Here is a 15991-nt window from a genome sequence, read left to right as displayed (position 1 = left end):
CGTGAGTAATGATAATCCCTTTTTCGATAACCCTGATACTGATATAGACAGTACGGTTATCCGCCCGACACCGGGAGGTATGCGTCCACAGTCCCCGCCACCACCGACGGGGAAGCCTGCTGCGCCCGATATTCCGGTGACACCGGGTAACTACTCCGTTGAGCAGGGACTGAATCCTCTGGTAGCCAGCGCCTCTCCCCTGCTCTCTCTGATTGCCAAGCTGTATAACAGCGCCAGCCACAGCAACGTAGATGGCTTGCGCCAGCAGGTTGAGCAGGAACTGAAGCGCTTTGAATCCAGCGCACTGGAGCACAGCGACAGAGAAACCATTCACGCTGCGCGTTACTGCCTTTGCTGCGTAATTGATGAAACCGTGCTAAATACCCCCTGGGGCAGCCAGAGCCGCTGGAGCGAACGTAGCCTGCTGGTGAGCTTTCATCAGGAAACCTGGGGCGGAGAAAAGTTTTTTGTCATTCTTGAACGCCTGATGAAAGATCCGGCCCGGCATCTGGATATGCTTGAGCTTTTGTATATCTGCCTGAGCATGGGATTTGAAGGCAAATTCCGCGTACTTGATACTGGCCAGAGGGCACTGGAGCAGGCAAAAGAGACTCTGTTTCAGCTGATAAAAAAACAGCGCGGCGCGGCGGAGCCGGAGCTCTCCCCTCACTGGCGCGGTGAAGCTGCTGCCAGTCATAAGATCCGCGATTATATTCCTGTCTGGGTTATTGCTCTGGTCACGGGCGCATTGCTGCTGATTATCTATTTTGCATTCAGCATTCTGATTAATCAGGCCTCTTCCCCAGCATTCAGTAATCTGGCCTCCATTGGCAGAGAAGAGCCTCCTGCGGTGATTATCGAAGCAGCCGAGCCTCCACCAGTGATTGAAAGCAACCTCTATGAGCGGGTCTCCACATTTCTGGCCGATGAGATCGCTCAGGACATTCTGGAAGTGCTGGATGCCGATACCGATGTGATTATCCGGCTGAGAAACAAAGGCCTGTTCGGCTCAGGCAGTGCAACCGTCACTCAGGCATTTGTCCCTATTTTGCAGCGTATTGCCGATGCCCTTTCCCTTGCCGAGGGACAGATTATTATCGCCGGACATTCGGACAATGTGCCGATCCGTACACTGAAGTTTCCTTCAAACTGGCACCTGTCAAAGGCACGTGCTGATTCCGTCACTCAGGTGATTACCGAAGCTTCCATTATTCCAAAGGCTATTACCGCCGAAGGCAGAGCGGACAGCGAGCCACTGGTCAGCAATGACTCAGCAGCAAACAGAGCGCTTAACCGCCGGGTAGAGATCATACTGGAGAAATGATGAGCATCTTTAAAAAGAAATGGCTACTACAGTTACTTGGTCTGATTGCAGCCAGCATTATTATCTGGTTTGTCGGGCCCATCATCGCCATTGGCGGCAGTGTTCCACTGGAAGGTATGATTGCCAGGCTGGTTCTGATCGTTATTCTGTTTGCTATCTGGGGCCTGATTCTTCTGCTGGCAAAACTGAAAGCGCGGAAAAACGAGCAGAAACTGATTGAAGAGCTGGGTGAAAGCTCCCCTGATGAAGCGGCAGATCAGTCGGCAGAAGAGCTGCAGGTGATTAAAGATCGCTTTGAAGAAGCCATCAGCGTTCTGAAAAAGACCAATAAAGGCGGCGTGCTTTCCGGCAATCAGTACATCTACGAGCTGCCATGGTATGTGGTTATCGGCCCTCCGGGCTCAGGCAAAACCACGGCACTGATTAACTCCGGCCTGAACTTCCCTCTTTCCGATAAGTTCGGTAAAGACGCCATCCGTGGTGTTGGCGGCACACGAAACTGCGACTGGTGGTTTACCGATGACGCCATACTGATTGATACTGCCGGACGCTACACCACACAAGACAGCCATAAAGACACTGACTCCGGGGCCTGGGGCGGTTTTCTGGATCTTCTGAAAAAACACCGCAAACGCAGACCGATAAACGGTATTCTGGTGGCGGTGAGTATTACCGAACTTATGCTCTCCAATCAGGCTCAGATAGAGCAGCACGCCAACGCCATCAAAAGCCGCATTGAAGAACTGAACACCCAGTTGGGCATACGTGCGCCAATTTATATGATGTTCAGTAAATGCGACCTGATTGCAGGCTTTAACGAGTTTTTCGAAAGCCTGAGCCATGAAGAACGAAATCAGGTCTGGGGCATCACCTTTCCGGTGATTGATGAAAAGGCAGAAAAAAACGCCAATGACCTTCTGCCCGGCGAATTTGATGAACTGCTTCAGCGAATCAATGAACAGCTGCTGCAGCATATGCATCAGGAAAGAGACAGCTCCAAGCGCGCTACCCTGTTTGCTTTTCCTCAGGAGCTGGCCTCTCTCAAAGCACCTGTCACAGACTTTCTTGAGCAGATCTTTCACCCGAACCGTTTCCAGGGCGCGCCTTTGCTGCGGGGGGTTTATTTCTCCAGCGGAACTCAGGAAGGCACGCCAATTGACAGACTGATGGGTAACCTTGCCAGCAGTTTCGGTTTAGACCGTACTTCTCAGCCCGCCTTCAGCGGTCAGGGGCGCAGCTACTTTATCCATAATCTGTTTAATCAGGTGATGTTCCCCGAGTCCAGTATGGTCGGTTCCGATCCAAAAGCAGAAGCGCGCCGGGCATGGTTCCAGAGGGGTACCTACTTTACCGCATTCACCGCTCTGCTTGTCGGCGGCTTTATCTGGGCCACCAGCTTTACTCAGAATAAGAGCGCTATTGCCGATGTGGAATCCCATATCAGCCACTACGAAAACAAACTGACTGAACTGCCGTTCATAACCACTCAGATCGATACCCTGCTTCCGGCGTTAAATGATCTGCGCGCCGCCAGCGATGTTTATCAGGAGGAAGTGCCATGGTCACTGGGCTCCGGCCTTTATCAGGGCGATAAACTGGATCCGGCTGTTCATAACGCCTATCACAGAGTACTGGAAGGACGTTTCCTCTATTCCATTGGTGCGCAGCTTGAAGAGTTTCTTTCCACGACTTCTGAAACCGAGCTGCTGTTTGAGGGGCTGAAAACCTATCTGATGCTGGGTAGAATCCAGCATCTGAACCCTGACGAGGTGAAACTCTTTATGTCGCTTATCTGGTCAGCAACTGTGCCGGAAAAACAAGAGCAGCTTCTGGCTCACCTGGATAGTCTGCTCAGCGAGAAATTCAGTCCGCTTCCGCTCAATCAGCAAACCATTGAGCTCACCAGAATGAGCCTGACCGACATGCCTTTTGCTGAATATATCTATCATCAGATTCAGATGACAGCCGCCGATCAAAGCCAGGATATTCTGTTAACCCGGGTTCTGGGCCGCCATGGCGACAGAGTCTTTACCTACAATCAGGGCGATCTGAAAAACGCCCGTATCCCGGCTCTGTTCACCTACAACGGCTATCATGAGGTTTACAGTAAGAGCAGTGAGCAGATCATCGAACATAACCTTAAACAGCAATGGGTGCTAAGTGATGAAGTTTCTGACGAAGAGATAGATGACCAAAGGCTGCTTGATGTCACAACCGAAGTGGAAGAGCTCTATTTTGAAGACTACATTACCCAGTGGCGCAGGCTGCTGAATAATCTGAGTATTGTTCAGGCGAAGAATCTTTCCCACGCGGTGGATATTCTGGAAGCGGCCTCCTCTCCTTCCAGCCCGGTGAAAAAACTGCTGACAACCGTTGAAAAGAATACCTATCTGACCAAAAAAGATCAGGCTGCAAGCAAAGCAGCCGGTGTTGCTGAAGGCTTAGGTGAAGCCGCTGCAACCCTGAGCACTTCTGCCGATATGCAGAAAGCCCGTCTGGAAAGGATGATGCAGGCAGCAGGAAAAGTAAATTCAGGGGATGGAACGCAGGCTCCTGTTTATCAGGTAGAGTCTGCCTTTAAAGAGATCAACGAACTGGTTCAGGAAGTGGACGGTAATCCTCCGCTTATCGACGAATTGGTTGGTGATTTCTACAACTCCTTCAATTTCCTTTCCGAAATGCAGAGCAGCGGCACCGCTCTGGACGCCGCCAAACAGAGCGCATCCGGCGAAGGCAGAAACCCGCTTAAACTGCTTCAGCAAAAAGCCAAGCAACTGCCGAATCCGGTCAATAAGTGGATACTGGCGCTTTCCAGCCAGGGCTGGAATATGGTGGTAGGCGGAACCCGAAGCGAGCTCTCCTCTATGCTGGGTCAGGAAATTCTGCCGCTGTGCCAGAAAGGGATTGAAGGACGTTTTCCTTTCTCGACAAACATGTCCAAGGAAGTGACGCTTTTAGACTTTACCCGTTTCTTCGGTCCGGGCCAGCTTATGGATCAGTTTTTTAATGAGAACATCAAACCATTTGCCGATACCAGAAGAAGCCCGTGGCGCTGGCGGGCTGCAAATGGTCATCCGATGGGTATCTCTAACAGCGTACTGCGCAAGTTTGAAACCATTGCCAAAATACGTTCAACCTTCTTCCCGTCCGGAGGCTCGCAACCTCAGATTGGCTTTAGCCTGAAACCGGTCTTTATGGATACCGGCAGCCAGAGGTTTGTGCTGGATATTAACGGTCAGACCGTTTCCTACCGGCACGGTCCTGCACGGGTCAGTAACCTGCAGTGGCCTTCAAAGAAGGATACCACAGGGCAAAGCTCAGCAACCTTTGTCGATGCTGACGGAAAATCATCCACCAAGGTAGAAAGTGGTATCTGGGGCTGGTTCAAGCTGCTGAAAAGCGCTGAGCTGCAACGCGGCGGTCAGGCCGATAAGTTTATGGTTGTGTTTGAACAACAGGGGCACAGAGTGGAAATGGAGCTCAGGGCAAACAGTGTCAACAATCCGTTTATGATGCGGGAACTGGAGGCGTTCAGGTGTCCGAGGCTATAAACAAGTACAGAGCCAAAATCGGCTTTTTCGGTAAGCAGCCTACCTATGGCGACTTTCTTTCCAGAAGGCTGCCCAACACTTTTACGTCCGTCTGGGACAGGTGGCTGGAACTGGCGATTAACGAAAGCCGACAGCAATTGGGCAACGAATGGCTGAATTACTATCTTACCAGCCCAATCTGGCGCTTCGCCCTGCCAGCGGGCATCGCCGGAGATAACGGCTGGGCGGGTGTTCTGATGCCAAGCGTCGACAGTGTCGGCAGATACTTTCCTTTCACTCTGGCCATGTCGCTTCCGTCCGGCACAAACCTGTCTGCCCTGCTCTCTGAAAACGAGATATGGTTTAACCAGTGTGAAGAGGCTGCTCTGTTAACGCTTCACAGTGATTTTAACCTTGAGCAATTTGACAAAGAGATAAGCAATATAGAAGAGCCAAGAATCGTAACTTCAGCGAATCCGTTAACCGGGGCTCAGCCAGTAATGGTTCATTTTGAGCTGCCAAGCGTTGATCCGTTTTACAGCGGAATATCTTCACTAAACGGTTATCTGTCTTCAAAACTTCCCGACAGGCACAGCCTTTGGTGGACTCACGGCTCTGAAAAAATCAGTCCTTCACTCTTAATTGCTCATGAACTTCCCGCCCGGCAGAGTTATGCGAGCATGCTGGACGGAAACTGGGAACTCAGGGGCTGGCAGCAGTATGATCTGGCTCATAACGGTGAGCCTCAGGCAGGCCAACAACCTCAGGCGAGATAATATGCAGACTTCTCCAACACGGTTTAAATGGGAAACATCTGCTCTGACTCATCAGGGTAAAGTGCGCAAGGTCAATCAGGATGCCTGTATTGCAAGGCCTGAACACGGTTTCTGGATCGTGGCAGACGGCATGGGCGGACACAACTGCGGAGAAGTTGCCAGCCAGACCATCACATCCACATTTGAGCTGGCGCAACTCCCGGAAAAACTCAGTGACAAAGTGAAAGTACTGGAAGATAACCTTCTGGCAATTAACCGGCACTTGCTGCTCGAAGCCATGCGCCACGGAGAAAATACGGTTATCGGAAGTACCGTGGTTATTCTGCTTGCTCATCTTGATATCAGCATTCTGCTTTGGGTTGGTGATAGCCGGGCCTACCGTTACCGCGATGGTCAGTTACTTCAGCTAACTCAGGATCACAGTCAGGTTGAGGAGATGGTAAAACGGGGCATGCTGCTAAGAGAAGATGCAGAAAACCACCCTCTTTCCAATATCGTCACCAGAGCCATTGGCGCCAACGATGCTCTGTTTGTGGATCTTATCGACTATGACATTCATAACGATGATATTTTCCTGCTCTGCAGTGACGGTTTAAATAAAGAAGTAAAAGACTCAGAGATGGCAGAGCTTCTGGCTCAGAATAAAAGCATTGAAGAGATAAACCAGTCGCTTATCGAACTGACTCTGCAACGGGGTGCCAGAGATAATGTCACCACCATATTGGTTAAAGCCCATGAGCTTGTTCAGGCTGATTCAGAGTAAAACAGGCGGAAACTATGTCTAATACCAACCGCACCAGCATCAATCAACTCGCCCAGCAATATGCCGACGGCGAACTGGATCGTGCCAGATACCTGGAATTACGCACAGAAACATTGGAAAAACTGGTAACTGACAGAACAAACCGGGAGAAGCCTGCAGTATCGGACAAATTTACGCCACCGGAAACTAAGCCAACTCTCCGGGAACCCGGCATTTCTCAACCTGAAAAACCAGAGCCAATCCCACAAGATTCCATACCTTTTATCCGAATTGCCATAGTCGCATTTATCCTGCTGCTATCTTTTATTCTTGGTATTTACCTGTTCTTTATGATCTAGAAAATCTGTACCATAAAAACCAGAAATGCAGGAAATAAGTTCTGATTTTTGTGGTTCAGTAACAAAAAGATCAGATAAACCGCGTAAAATACAATTTCCGGATATTTATTGCAGTTTCTATTGCCCTATCAGGACAAGAATGATAGTATCCGCGCTCGTTTTGCAGGTATCTGTAAAACGTTAAGCATTAACGGCCAGGTCGCTATGCTGTTAATGAGATTTAAATTTTACTAATTTGAGAGTAAATACTATGAAATTTGAAGCAGTAGTACGTACTGAGCTAGGTAAGGGTGCGAGCCGCCGCCTACGTCACGCTGGTCAGTTCCCAGCAATCGTTTACGGTGGTGAAGCAGCGCCAGTATCTATCGCTCTAATCCACGATGATGTTGTTAACCAAATGGACAAGCCAGAATTCTACGAAGGCATCACTCTAGTGATCGACGGCGCAGAAGTTAAGGTTAAGCCACAAGACGTACAGCGTCACGCGTTCAAGCCTAAAGTTGAACACATGGACTTCATCCGTATCTAATTCTCTACCAAAGAATTTCGGATAAAATCCAAACCTTTTGCATAAAGATAACCGGAATTACCAACCGGGAAATCTAAAAATCAGAAACCCCAGACGGCTACCAAACGTCTGGGGTTTCGCTGTTTATGGGGCCAAATCCGCCCCATTTCTTTTATACCAGTCCCAGCAATTATCTGTTCATCCTTGCTTGTCAAAATCGCTAATAGCTGCGTTAAAACTTTTGTAGTTAACTCCACTAGTTACTGCAAATTTTGCCTTGCTCTTAGCAATTTTGCCTGCGCAATCACTGAACAGCTAAATACTGGTATTGGTATTAATCCGGGGTGTTACTTGCAAAGTAGCTTATAAAATAGCTCTTCAGCTTTTTTAGTACCCTCTGGGGTTACGTGAACAGATTTGTTCTTGTTCACTGGATTACCGATTAAGCCTTTTTCATGAAGGTGGTTCATTACCTCATAATCCAGCGTCTTCCAGGCTCGATAAGAGTCATCAACCGATGATTTATCGTGAAACGTTAAGTACAAGAGTGCAAGCGCTAGTTCAGAGCTTAAAACATCAGATTAAAGTCTGGATGGTTATGCAAAAGCCTCGTTCCCACGGTCCTCCGTGGGAATGTATATGGACTCCCCCTGTAACACAAGTAGTTTAAGATAATAAGAGTTTATGCAAGTGCACGTATATTCGGTTTCATCATGGGGCGCTACCCCGAACCTTTATGGCTAAATCCACTAACAAGGCTTCTAATCGCAGTCCAGGCATTTATTGCCTCATTCCCACACAGAGTTTGCCTTGTGTGCTGTGCTAACACTTTATCTTAATTACTTGCTATTACGCTGGTTTGTCGTTTGCTCCAAATTCAGCTTTACCTTATTTCAGTTAAGCTAACTTAAGCTGGTAAGGCTGTTTTGATTTCAATATGGCACACGCCATCCTGACTATCTTATTCGCTAGAGCAATAACGACTTTATTCACATGGTTTCTCTCTAACAGAGAGCGTATCCACTGACTAAGTGGATCAGTTTTATCTTTGACATGACTAACTACAGCTCGGGCACCATGAACGACAAGAGCTCTGAGATAACGATCTCCTCGCTTAGTAATGCCAAGGTTGATATTTCTACCTCCACTTCCTGTATGAGCAGGCACTAATCCAATGCTTGCGCTTGCATCCCTACCACACTTATAAGCCGATGCATTTCCTAACCTGGCATACAAAGCACTGCCTGAAATCCATGAAATACCCGGTAACGAGGCTAAAAGCTTACAATCTTCATTTTGTTTTGCCTGATTGGTAAGAGCTTGAGTGGCATCATCAATTTGGGTATCAAGCGCGAGCAACTGTTCTTTAAGATTATTTAGAATAAACCGAGCAGCATGGGTTAATTCATTTTCAGCATTTTCCAACTCAAACGGTAGCTGTTTTCTGAGCGAATTGATTCCTATGGGAAATTTGATGCCATATTCCATCGCAAGCCCCCGGATACGGTTAGCAAGCTGTGTTCGTTGCTTAATATAACCTTCCCGCAGTCTTAGTAAGCAGGCAAGATCTTGCTGTTCAACAGTTTTAACCGGAACGAAATGAATATCTGTCCGCTGACTGGCTTCATAAATAGCCAAAGCATCATTGGGATCATTTTTATTTCCCGAGCGATACTTAGCGGCGATCTGAGCAGGCACGAGTAAGACTTGATGTCCTGCCTGCTGGAACTTTCGACCCCAATAATGAGCCGTTGCACAAGCTTCCATACAAATAACAGCTTTGGGGTGCTTAGCCACCATTGAAATTAACTTTGATTGAGATACTTTTTGATTAGATGAAAGCTTTCCGTGCTTATTAATTATCGCAACTTGAATAACAGTCTTAGCAAGGTCGATAGAAATAGTGATATTCTTGTTCATGGCATGGGCTCCTTTTTAGTTGACACTCTTACCTTAGCCGATATTTTCGACGAAGGTGAGGGAGTCCATGCCATTGCATATCAGACTCAGATTCACCAGTCGAGTATAAACTGTCACTGAACTTATGTTCTTTATTTTTAGTGTGTTATGTGGGTATTTTCAGCTGCGGTATGCATTCCCACGCTGGAGCATGGGAACGAGGGCGTGGTGAGTAATCTGACACTTTAGTTGCATAAATAAAGCATGCCATTTCAAATGGCAGCGCTCGTTTTTGTCCATTTCCTTGTATCTTAGGAGTGTGGCAGAGGACATTTCAAAAAACGGCAATCTACAGTGATTGCCGTTTCTATTACGGTAAGCTCAGTCAAATTTCTTTCTTGCAGAAATACCAGTCTTTACATTCGTAACCTTCTCCCAGACGAGCTTCAACTGCCTCATTATCCTGCGGTGGTGGTACAATTACTTTGTCTCCCGGCTGCCACCCTTCAGGTGTTGCTATTTTATGCTCGTCTGCTGCTTTGAGAGCCTTAAGTAGACGAAGAAACTCAGGGATAGAACGGCCATTACTCATAGGGTAATACACCATTGCACGCAGGATACCTTCTGGATCAATAATAAAGGTTGCACGAACTGCTGATGTATCCGCTGCTCCGGGGTGGATCATTCCATAGGCATTTGCCACTTGCATTGAGAGGTCTTCAATAATAGGAAACTTAATCTCTACATCAAACTTCTCTTTAATATTGCGAGTCCAGGCAATATGGCTGAAGTAACTGTCAATAGATAAACCCAGCAGATCCGCTCCTTCAGCAAGAAACTCTTCATGATGATTGGCGAAAGCCATAAATTCAGTTGTGCATACTGGCGTAAAGTCAGCAGGATGAGAAAATAGAATTAACCATCGGCCTTGGTAGTCAGATAGCTTTTTTACCCCGTGGGTTGTGCGTGCTTCAAAATCTGGAGCTGGTTTATTTAGCTGCGGAAAAGCAGGAGCTTTGTTTTCTATACTTTCCATGTTGGCACCTATAATTTAATCAAAATAATCAATAACCAGAACAGCAAGTTACCTTGTTTTTAGAACAATTAAACTATAGAGCTGAATTGTAGGTTTTGTGAAATTGATTAAGCCTATTTTATTTATAGTTCCTTCCTATAGCTCTAAACGTCACAGACCATCGCTATCAGCGATGGTCTGTGTGCAGAGAGTTGAACAAAATTTGCTATAGTCGGTTGATGTAATTCAGGCTGCCCGGCGTTAATCGTTTGTATTTACAGATTTACCAAGCATACGAGTTACAACGGGATATTTATCTACCAGTTGGTATTTAACTGAACCAACAACATGAGCTGTGATTCCCAGAGTCAGGCCATACATCCCTGCCCCATGCAGTGCGTATCCCATTTCTTTAACTAATTCATATTTTTCGCCAGGCGCAATCAAAGGGTATCCGAATACGAAAACCGGATAACCGCTGCCAACCGAAATCATTAGTCCTGATAGCGGCATTACGACTGTTGCCAGAAGCAGTGCCACATGAAGCAGCTTGATGCCTTTTACATGCCACCCGGACATAATTCCAAGTTGCTCGTACTCTCCTTCTTTCCAGCGCCACAGGATACGGAGAACAGCAATAGCAAGCACGATGGCACCAAGAGACTTATGCAGATTCATCACCTCTCTGCGTTCATCATTATGTGCCATTTCTGCCACCAGAATACCCAGGCCGGTACTGGCGATCATTAAGATACCGACGACCCAGTGCAGACTGATGGTTAGCAGTGAGAGTTTAGATTGATTTTTCATACTTAGTTCGGCATTGACTCAAATTCCATTACAAACGCATATGTGCGGCCCGGAAGACGATCACGACCATATGTGCCAACATCATCCATGTAGTCTCCCCATGTTGGTACTGGCAGGTTCATCTCACCAAAGCCCATTACACGCTGACCGTTACCTGAATCATTAGGCTGATCGTTAGGCCGCGGATCTTTATCCACTACACCATCATCCAGATTTACAGCCCAGTTGCTGTAGTCCCAATTCTCACCACTTAACCAGCTCCAGCCACCGGCAGGCTCAGCAGAACCCTCTGGCTGATATCCGCCAAGGAATGGACCGATAGTGATTTCATAGTGGTTATGACGGCTCTGACCTTCAACATACTTAGGAAACTTCCAGAAGTACTTCATATCGTTAACCATGTTAAAGATAAATGCGTTTTCTTCTTCTGAAGTGATAGAGGCAAGGTAACCGCCTGCGTCGTCTGCCATATAAGCAGCCTGGAACCAGTTCAGATTACCGTCCGGTAAGTAAACGACCTGGTAATAGTGTGTTTCACCATTTTTGTTGGTGAATGTCTGAATAGGTTGCTTTTCATAGTTAAAATCAGCAGGCGCATTATCCCAGCCAAAAAACTCGTAGCTCTCAGACACATCAAAGGTCACACCGTTAATAACAACTTCTTTTGTTTCCTGGTTCAGGTTTGCCGCTCCGGGAGGAGCCATATCATTCTGTGAACAAGCTGCAAGTAGCGCGACTGACAGACTTGCCATGGCAAGTGTAAGTTTTGTTTTGGTCATAGGATTTATCTCAACAGTTATAGTTTAGCGGCGTAGTGCCTCGCCTTAAAAGTTGAGATAATTTTAATCAGAAGATTTTGGGGTTAGGTTTAGATTTGGTTTAGATATCGGCGATTTACATTTCTTTACAGAAACAGAAATATATCGCTTAAGCGCACTGGCACCTCACTATATGTGTTAACGCCGTTTAGTAAAAAATGTAAATAAATCATTGCTATATATCGAAATAAATGTGCATCCAACCTAACCCTAAGTGATTAATATCACACTAATAAGAAGCAGCCACTATCACCGTTGGTGATATGTATCACAACAATATTATCTATGGTAGGTTTTTACCGTACCCAATCTCTAAACACAGTATTGGCCGAAGTTATTTCAATATATGGACTAGCCATATTATCTTTCTGTTATTCTTATTGAGTTATCTATGAAAAAATTCAAATTTCAGGTTGTCGGAACGCTCTGTGCTTTTATTGCTCTTACTGTCCTAATTTTAATATCGCTAAACTACACCTCCTTTAAAAACGAAAGTGTCAATTTAACCAAAGTGATACTGCAAGAGCGAAATGCCACCATTAAAGCTGAGTTATCCGAACGATTTAATAAATACAAATCTCTGCTTTCTTCAGTAACTGTCAATGAGTCTGACTTTTTAGGAAGCTCTTTATCTAATGACGCTATCCTGCGCCTGAAGTCCGTATCTGAAATGCAGAGCAAGGTCAGCACCGGTGTTTATGTTGTCAGAAGTAATGGAGAAATCTATAAAAACGGAAAGCTGCTAAATTTCAATGTTAAGGAGCTGAACCGCTCTTACTATGTAGCAAGTTTTGTTGAAGGAAAGCCTTATTACTTTTCAGAGCCCTATATTTCGAAAACTACCGGAAAACATGTAGTAGGCGTAATCGTAAAAATTAACCCGACAACAGCGATTTTATCCAGTATTTACCTGGAAGCGATGCTGGGCTCTGCTCAGGAGAGAAACGATATTTTCGTATATACGAGTAAGAGAACTATTGTCCATTCGGGATATCCTGAACTTTTTGGTAAGGATATTTTTGAGAAGCGCCCGCTGTATAAACAATTTAACCCTGGCAACCCCCAGCTATCCTATACAGCGGATATAGATGGTGTAGCTACAGATTTCACTGCTTTCTGGGGTGAGTTTGATATTAACGGCTGGGGCTATGTAAGCTTTATCCGTGACCAGGTTATCGAAACGAACGCGAATGAACAGCTAATTTCTTCACTGCTTATAGGTTTACTTAGCCTGTTTGTTTCCTGCCTGGGGCTGTTTTTTATTATCAATAAGCTGGTTATTAAACCTGTGGGTGGCGCACCAGAACAAATTGCTTCTTTAATGATGGATATGTCTAAAGGCAACCTGACTTTAAAACATGATCAGCATGGTTCAAAGTCAGGAATTTACCTGTCATTAGTTAATCTGGCCCATCAGTTATCAGATCTTATCAGAAACTCTCACGGTATTTCTGAAAGTGTTTCCTCTGCTTCAGAGCAGCTTAATGTCATCATGAATGATACAAAAGCCAACTCTCAGGTGGAGATGGATCAGGTTGAGCAAATTGCTACAGCGATTAACGAGTTGTCATCTACATCCCAGGAAGTAAGTCAAAAAGCGGTAATGGCAGAAGAAGCCGCAAAAGAAGCGCAAAATAATGTACTCAATGGTAAAGGTACCCTTGAGCAGAATATCTGTTTAACTGACCAAATTAACTCTTCCGTCAGCGACAGTGCGGTCATTGTTCAGGAACTTCGCCAGTTCGTAATTGAAATTGGTACAGTGACCGAGGTAATTAATAATATCTCTGAACAAACAAACTTGCTGGCCCTGAATGCGGCGATAGAAGCAGCACGTGCCGGAGAACAAGGCCGGGGATTTGCGGTGGTAGCGGATGAAGTACGAAATCTGGCTTCTAAAACGCAAGCCTCAACGGTAAGTATTCAGGAAATTATTACCAAACTTCAGGATCAGTCTGAGAAAGCGACCTCCAATATGGCGCAGAATGTGGAGCTTATTGAACAGTCAGTTCAGTTGGCGGACAAAGTAAAATCTTCCTTCGAATCCATATCACTGGCGGTGGAAAAAATATCCGAAGTCAACGCGCTGGTCGCAACAGCTTCACAGCAGCAGCATGCCGTGACTGAAGAGATATCTGAAAATACCTCTCATGCGCTAGAGTTAGTTCAGCAAAATGTTTCTGCTGTTAATGAAACTCTTCAGGCTTCTTCTGAACTGTCTAAGCTTGCTGAAACTCAAAAAAGTGAACTTGCTTTCTTTAGCGTATAACAGAAAATCAACTCTGATTTTCTGAAAAGCCGGCTATTTATGCCGGCTTTTGCATTTATTAAGATCCCAGATTCCGGAGCCTCTTATATAAATGTCACTCTAATCTGTAAAATTGCCCGAAATATATATCGGCCATAGCACCAAATATACCCAAAACCCAAAAGGTTAGTTATCAGATTTGCTCGCTGTATAAGTTGCAGATATATGTTAGTTATACAGTAAAACGTCTCCGGCTAAGGAAAAATAATGAAAATACAAAATGCTATCGGCGCTTTATTTCTGGGTTCTGCGGCAATCAGCTCTGCGGCGGTGAACTCTGCACCAATGCGCCTGCCTGCAGACAGTGAAATCCAGAAAGTGCTCTACCAGTTTGCGGAAACCTACATCTGCCCTAACAATCAGATTTCCCTGTTAGATTCGGTTGAAGATGGCCTCCCCTGCCCTAAAGGGCAAAATGCGATACCTATGATTTATAAGAACCTTAAGTCTGGCGAGTGGGATATCAGCCAGGTGGTGCCGCTGGCTACCGGAGAGTTTCAGCGCTTCCGGCCAGAAAATATTGAGCAGCTTGTGAATGTAGGCAATAAAGACGCCCCGGTTGTGGTTATCGAATATACGGATCCTCAGTGCCCGTTTTGCTCATACTATATGAAGCGCCCTTTTACGGAGATCAAGAAACGCTATATAGACACGGGAAAAATACAGTACAGGTATCACCACACCCCGCTATCGTTTCATAAGGATGCCTTTTTAGCCTCAGAAGCCAACTATTGTGCCAGCGAGCAAGGCGCTTACGCCTCATACCATAAGCTGTTGTTAAACGATACTCAAAAGCAGGGCAAAGAGTACCTGATTGAGTATGCAAAACAGACTGACCTTGATATGGACAAATTTACCCGGTGTCTGGACTCACATAAGTTCCGTGATCAGGTCGCTCGGGAAAAAGCGCTGATTGATCAGGTGACACCCATTACCTATCCGTTCTTTGTGATTGGGCACTACGATTCAGGGGAATTTCAGACTCAGGCAGTCTATGGCGCACCATGGCTGCATGTTGTGGATAGTAATCAGCTGATTTCCAGAATAGAGAAAGAGTTACAGGCAGTTTATTGATGAGCTACTCGTCATCCCACTGAGACCACCAACTTTGATATTTATGGTTGATGGAATTAAAACTTATCTCGCCACTGTGCTTATTATTTTGTTTCAGTTGGTCAAGTGCCGACTGAAACATACTGACCACCTCATCAGAGGTATCAAGATTTAAAGCATAGTAAAGCTCTATCGGCTCAAGAACATAAACCACTTCATAATCTTTCGGGCTATACCCCGCGCTGCTTATCGCCCACAAAGCCACTTTTTCTTCATATGACCATAAGTCGATTCGTTTATGCTCCAGCATTCTGGCCAGAGCTACCGATGAGTGGGCATACTCTATATCGTCTGCGCCAATCTCTTTCTTTTTAATCAGCTGCTCGCCTATGTCGTCGGTTATAACACCAATGCTGTAATTCTTAATCTCGCTTTTATCATGAATAACAATTTTGGCATCTTTTCTGGCAATCAATACGATGCGGGTAGAAGCGATTGGGCCAACCCATTTAAACAGCTTTTCCCTGTGAGCCGATCTGGCAGCGGAAAACAGAACGGTATTTTGCCTGGACAGCACAGTTCGGTACGAGCGGGCCCAGGGGCGTAGTTTTAGTGACTTTTCCGGGATCGCAGTATTGAGCAGTTTTGCCGACTCATTTAGCAGATCAACGGCAATACCTTTTACCTTCTCACCGTCACTGAAGTTGTATGGAGGGTACTCTTCGGTATAAAAATCAAACTCATTAAAGAAATCAGAAGCATCTGATGTATAGGCATAACCGGAAGCGGTAAACAAACAGGCAATCAACAGAAGCACACTGCGCATAACCAACCACTCCGGTAATCTGA

General features: G+C 46.0%; 13 protein-coding genes. 8 read left to right on the top strand and 5 right to left on the bottom strand.

What is annotated here, in order from left to right; translation table 11 throughout:
• Nucleotide 1: 1 nt before the first annotated feature.
• From icmH to rplY, 6 genes are all read left to right on the top strand, one after another.
• A complete protein-coding gene (gene icmH / locus L3Q72_RS05980) occupies nucleotides 2-1324 on the top strand; it encodes a type IVB secretion system protein IcmH/DotU (protein ID WP_275131743.1) in 1323 nt (440 codons plus the stop codon).
• Nucleotides 1324-4875 carry a type VI secretion system membrane subunit TssM gene (gene tssM, locus L3Q72_RS05975; protein WP_275131742.1) on the top strand — a complete coding sequence of 1184 codons (3552 nt, stop codon included), beginning with the start codon at nucleotides 1324-1326 and terminating at the stop codon, nucleotides 4873-4875. Before icmH ends, tssM begins: the two co-directional genes overlap by 1 nt.
• Nucleotides 4860-5630, top strand: coding sequence for a type VI secretion system-associated protein TagF (gene tagF / locus L3Q72_RS05970; protein ID WP_275131741.1), 771 nt, complete (start codon nucleotides 4860-4862; stop codon nucleotides 5628-5630). Before tssM ends, tagF begins: the two co-directional genes overlap by 16 nt.
• 1 nt (nucleotide 5631) lies before the next feature.
• Nucleotides 5632-6393: a protein phosphatase 2C domain-containing protein gene (locus L3Q72_RS05965; protein ID WP_275131740.1), complete on the top strand. Its 762-nt coding sequence runs from the start codon at nucleotides 5632-5634 to the stop codon at nucleotides 6391-6393.
• A 14-nt stretch (nucleotides 6394-6407) separates the two neighbouring features.
• Nucleotides 6408-6731, top strand: coding sequence for a hypothetical protein (locus tag L3Q72_RS05960; RefSeq protein WP_275131739.1), 324 nt, complete (start codon nucleotides 6408-6410; stop codon nucleotides 6729-6731).
• A gap of 250 nt (nucleotides 6732-6981) precedes the next feature.
• On the top strand, nucleotides 6982-7260 hold the full coding sequence (rplY, locus tag L3Q72_RS05955; protein ID WP_275132075.1) for a 50S ribosomal protein L25: 279 nt from the start codon (nucleotides 6982-6984) through the stop codon (nucleotides 7258-7260).
• Nucleotides 7261-8136: 876 nt separating this feature from the next.
• On the opposite strand, the gene L3Q72_RS05950 is transcribed toward rplY, so the two are convergent.
• The 4 genes from L3Q72_RS05950 to L3Q72_RS05935 form a co-directional block, all read right to left on the bottom strand.
• Nucleotides 8137-9159 carry an IS110 family transposase gene (locus tag L3Q72_RS05950; RefSeq protein WP_275129409.1) on the bottom strand — a complete coding sequence of 341 codons (1023 nt, stop codon included), beginning with the start codon at nucleotides 9157-9159 and terminating at the stop codon, nucleotides 8137-8139.
• A gap of 364 nt (nucleotides 9160-9523) precedes the next feature.
• The gene (locus L3Q72_RS05945; RefSeq protein WP_275131738.1) at nucleotides 9524-10174 is read right to left on the bottom strand and encodes a peroxiredoxin; all 651 of its coding nucleotides are present in this window, start codon (nucleotides 10172-10174) and stop codon (nucleotides 9524-9526) included.
• 240 nt (nucleotides 10175-10414) lie between these two features.
• On the bottom strand, nucleotides 10415-10963 hold the full coding sequence (locus L3Q72_RS05940) for a cytochrome b/b6 domain-containing protein (protein WP_275131737.1): 549 nt from the start codon (nucleotides 10961-10963) through the stop codon (nucleotides 10415-10417).
• A gap of 2 nt (nucleotides 10964-10965) precedes the next feature.
• Nucleotides 10966-11742: a hypothetical protein gene (locus L3Q72_RS05935; protein WP_275131736.1), complete on the bottom strand. Its 777-nt coding sequence runs from the start codon at nucleotides 11740-11742 to the stop codon at nucleotides 10966-10968.
• 430 nt (nucleotides 11743-12172) lie between these two features.
• On the opposite strand from L3Q72_RS05935, the gene L3Q72_RS05930 reads away from it, so the two are divergent.
• Both L3Q72_RS05930 and L3Q72_RS05925 read left to right on the top strand, forming a co-directional pair.
• Entirely contained in the window at nucleotides 12173-14050 is a 1878-nt protein-coding gene (locus L3Q72_RS05930; protein WP_275131735.1) for a methyl-accepting chemotaxis protein, read from the top strand.
• A 246-nt stretch (nucleotides 14051-14296) separates the two neighbouring features.
• Nucleotides 14297-15163 carry a thioredoxin domain-containing protein gene (locus L3Q72_RS05925; protein ID WP_275131734.1) on the top strand — a complete coding sequence of 289 codons (867 nt, stop codon included), beginning with the start codon at nucleotides 14297-14299 and terminating at the stop codon, nucleotides 15161-15163.
• 4 nt (nucleotides 15164-15167) lie between these two features.
• Here L3Q72_RS05925 and L3Q72_RS05920 read toward each other — a convergent pair whose 3' ends face one another.
• Nucleotides 15168-15968, bottom strand: a complete 801-nt coding sequence (locus L3Q72_RS05920) for an ABC transporter substrate-binding protein (protein ID WP_275131733.1) — start codon at nucleotides 15966-15968, stop codon at nucleotides 15168-15170.
• Nucleotides 15969-15991 lie beyond the last annotated feature (23 nt).

The sequence above is a fragment of the Vibrio sp. JC009 genome, assembly GCF_029016485.1.
Lineage (GTDB): Bacteria > Pseudomonadota > Gammaproteobacteria > Enterobacterales > Vibrionaceae > Vibrio.
Note: the sequence above shows the minus strand (reverse complement) of the source record. Positions and strands in the feature narration are given on the sequence as shown.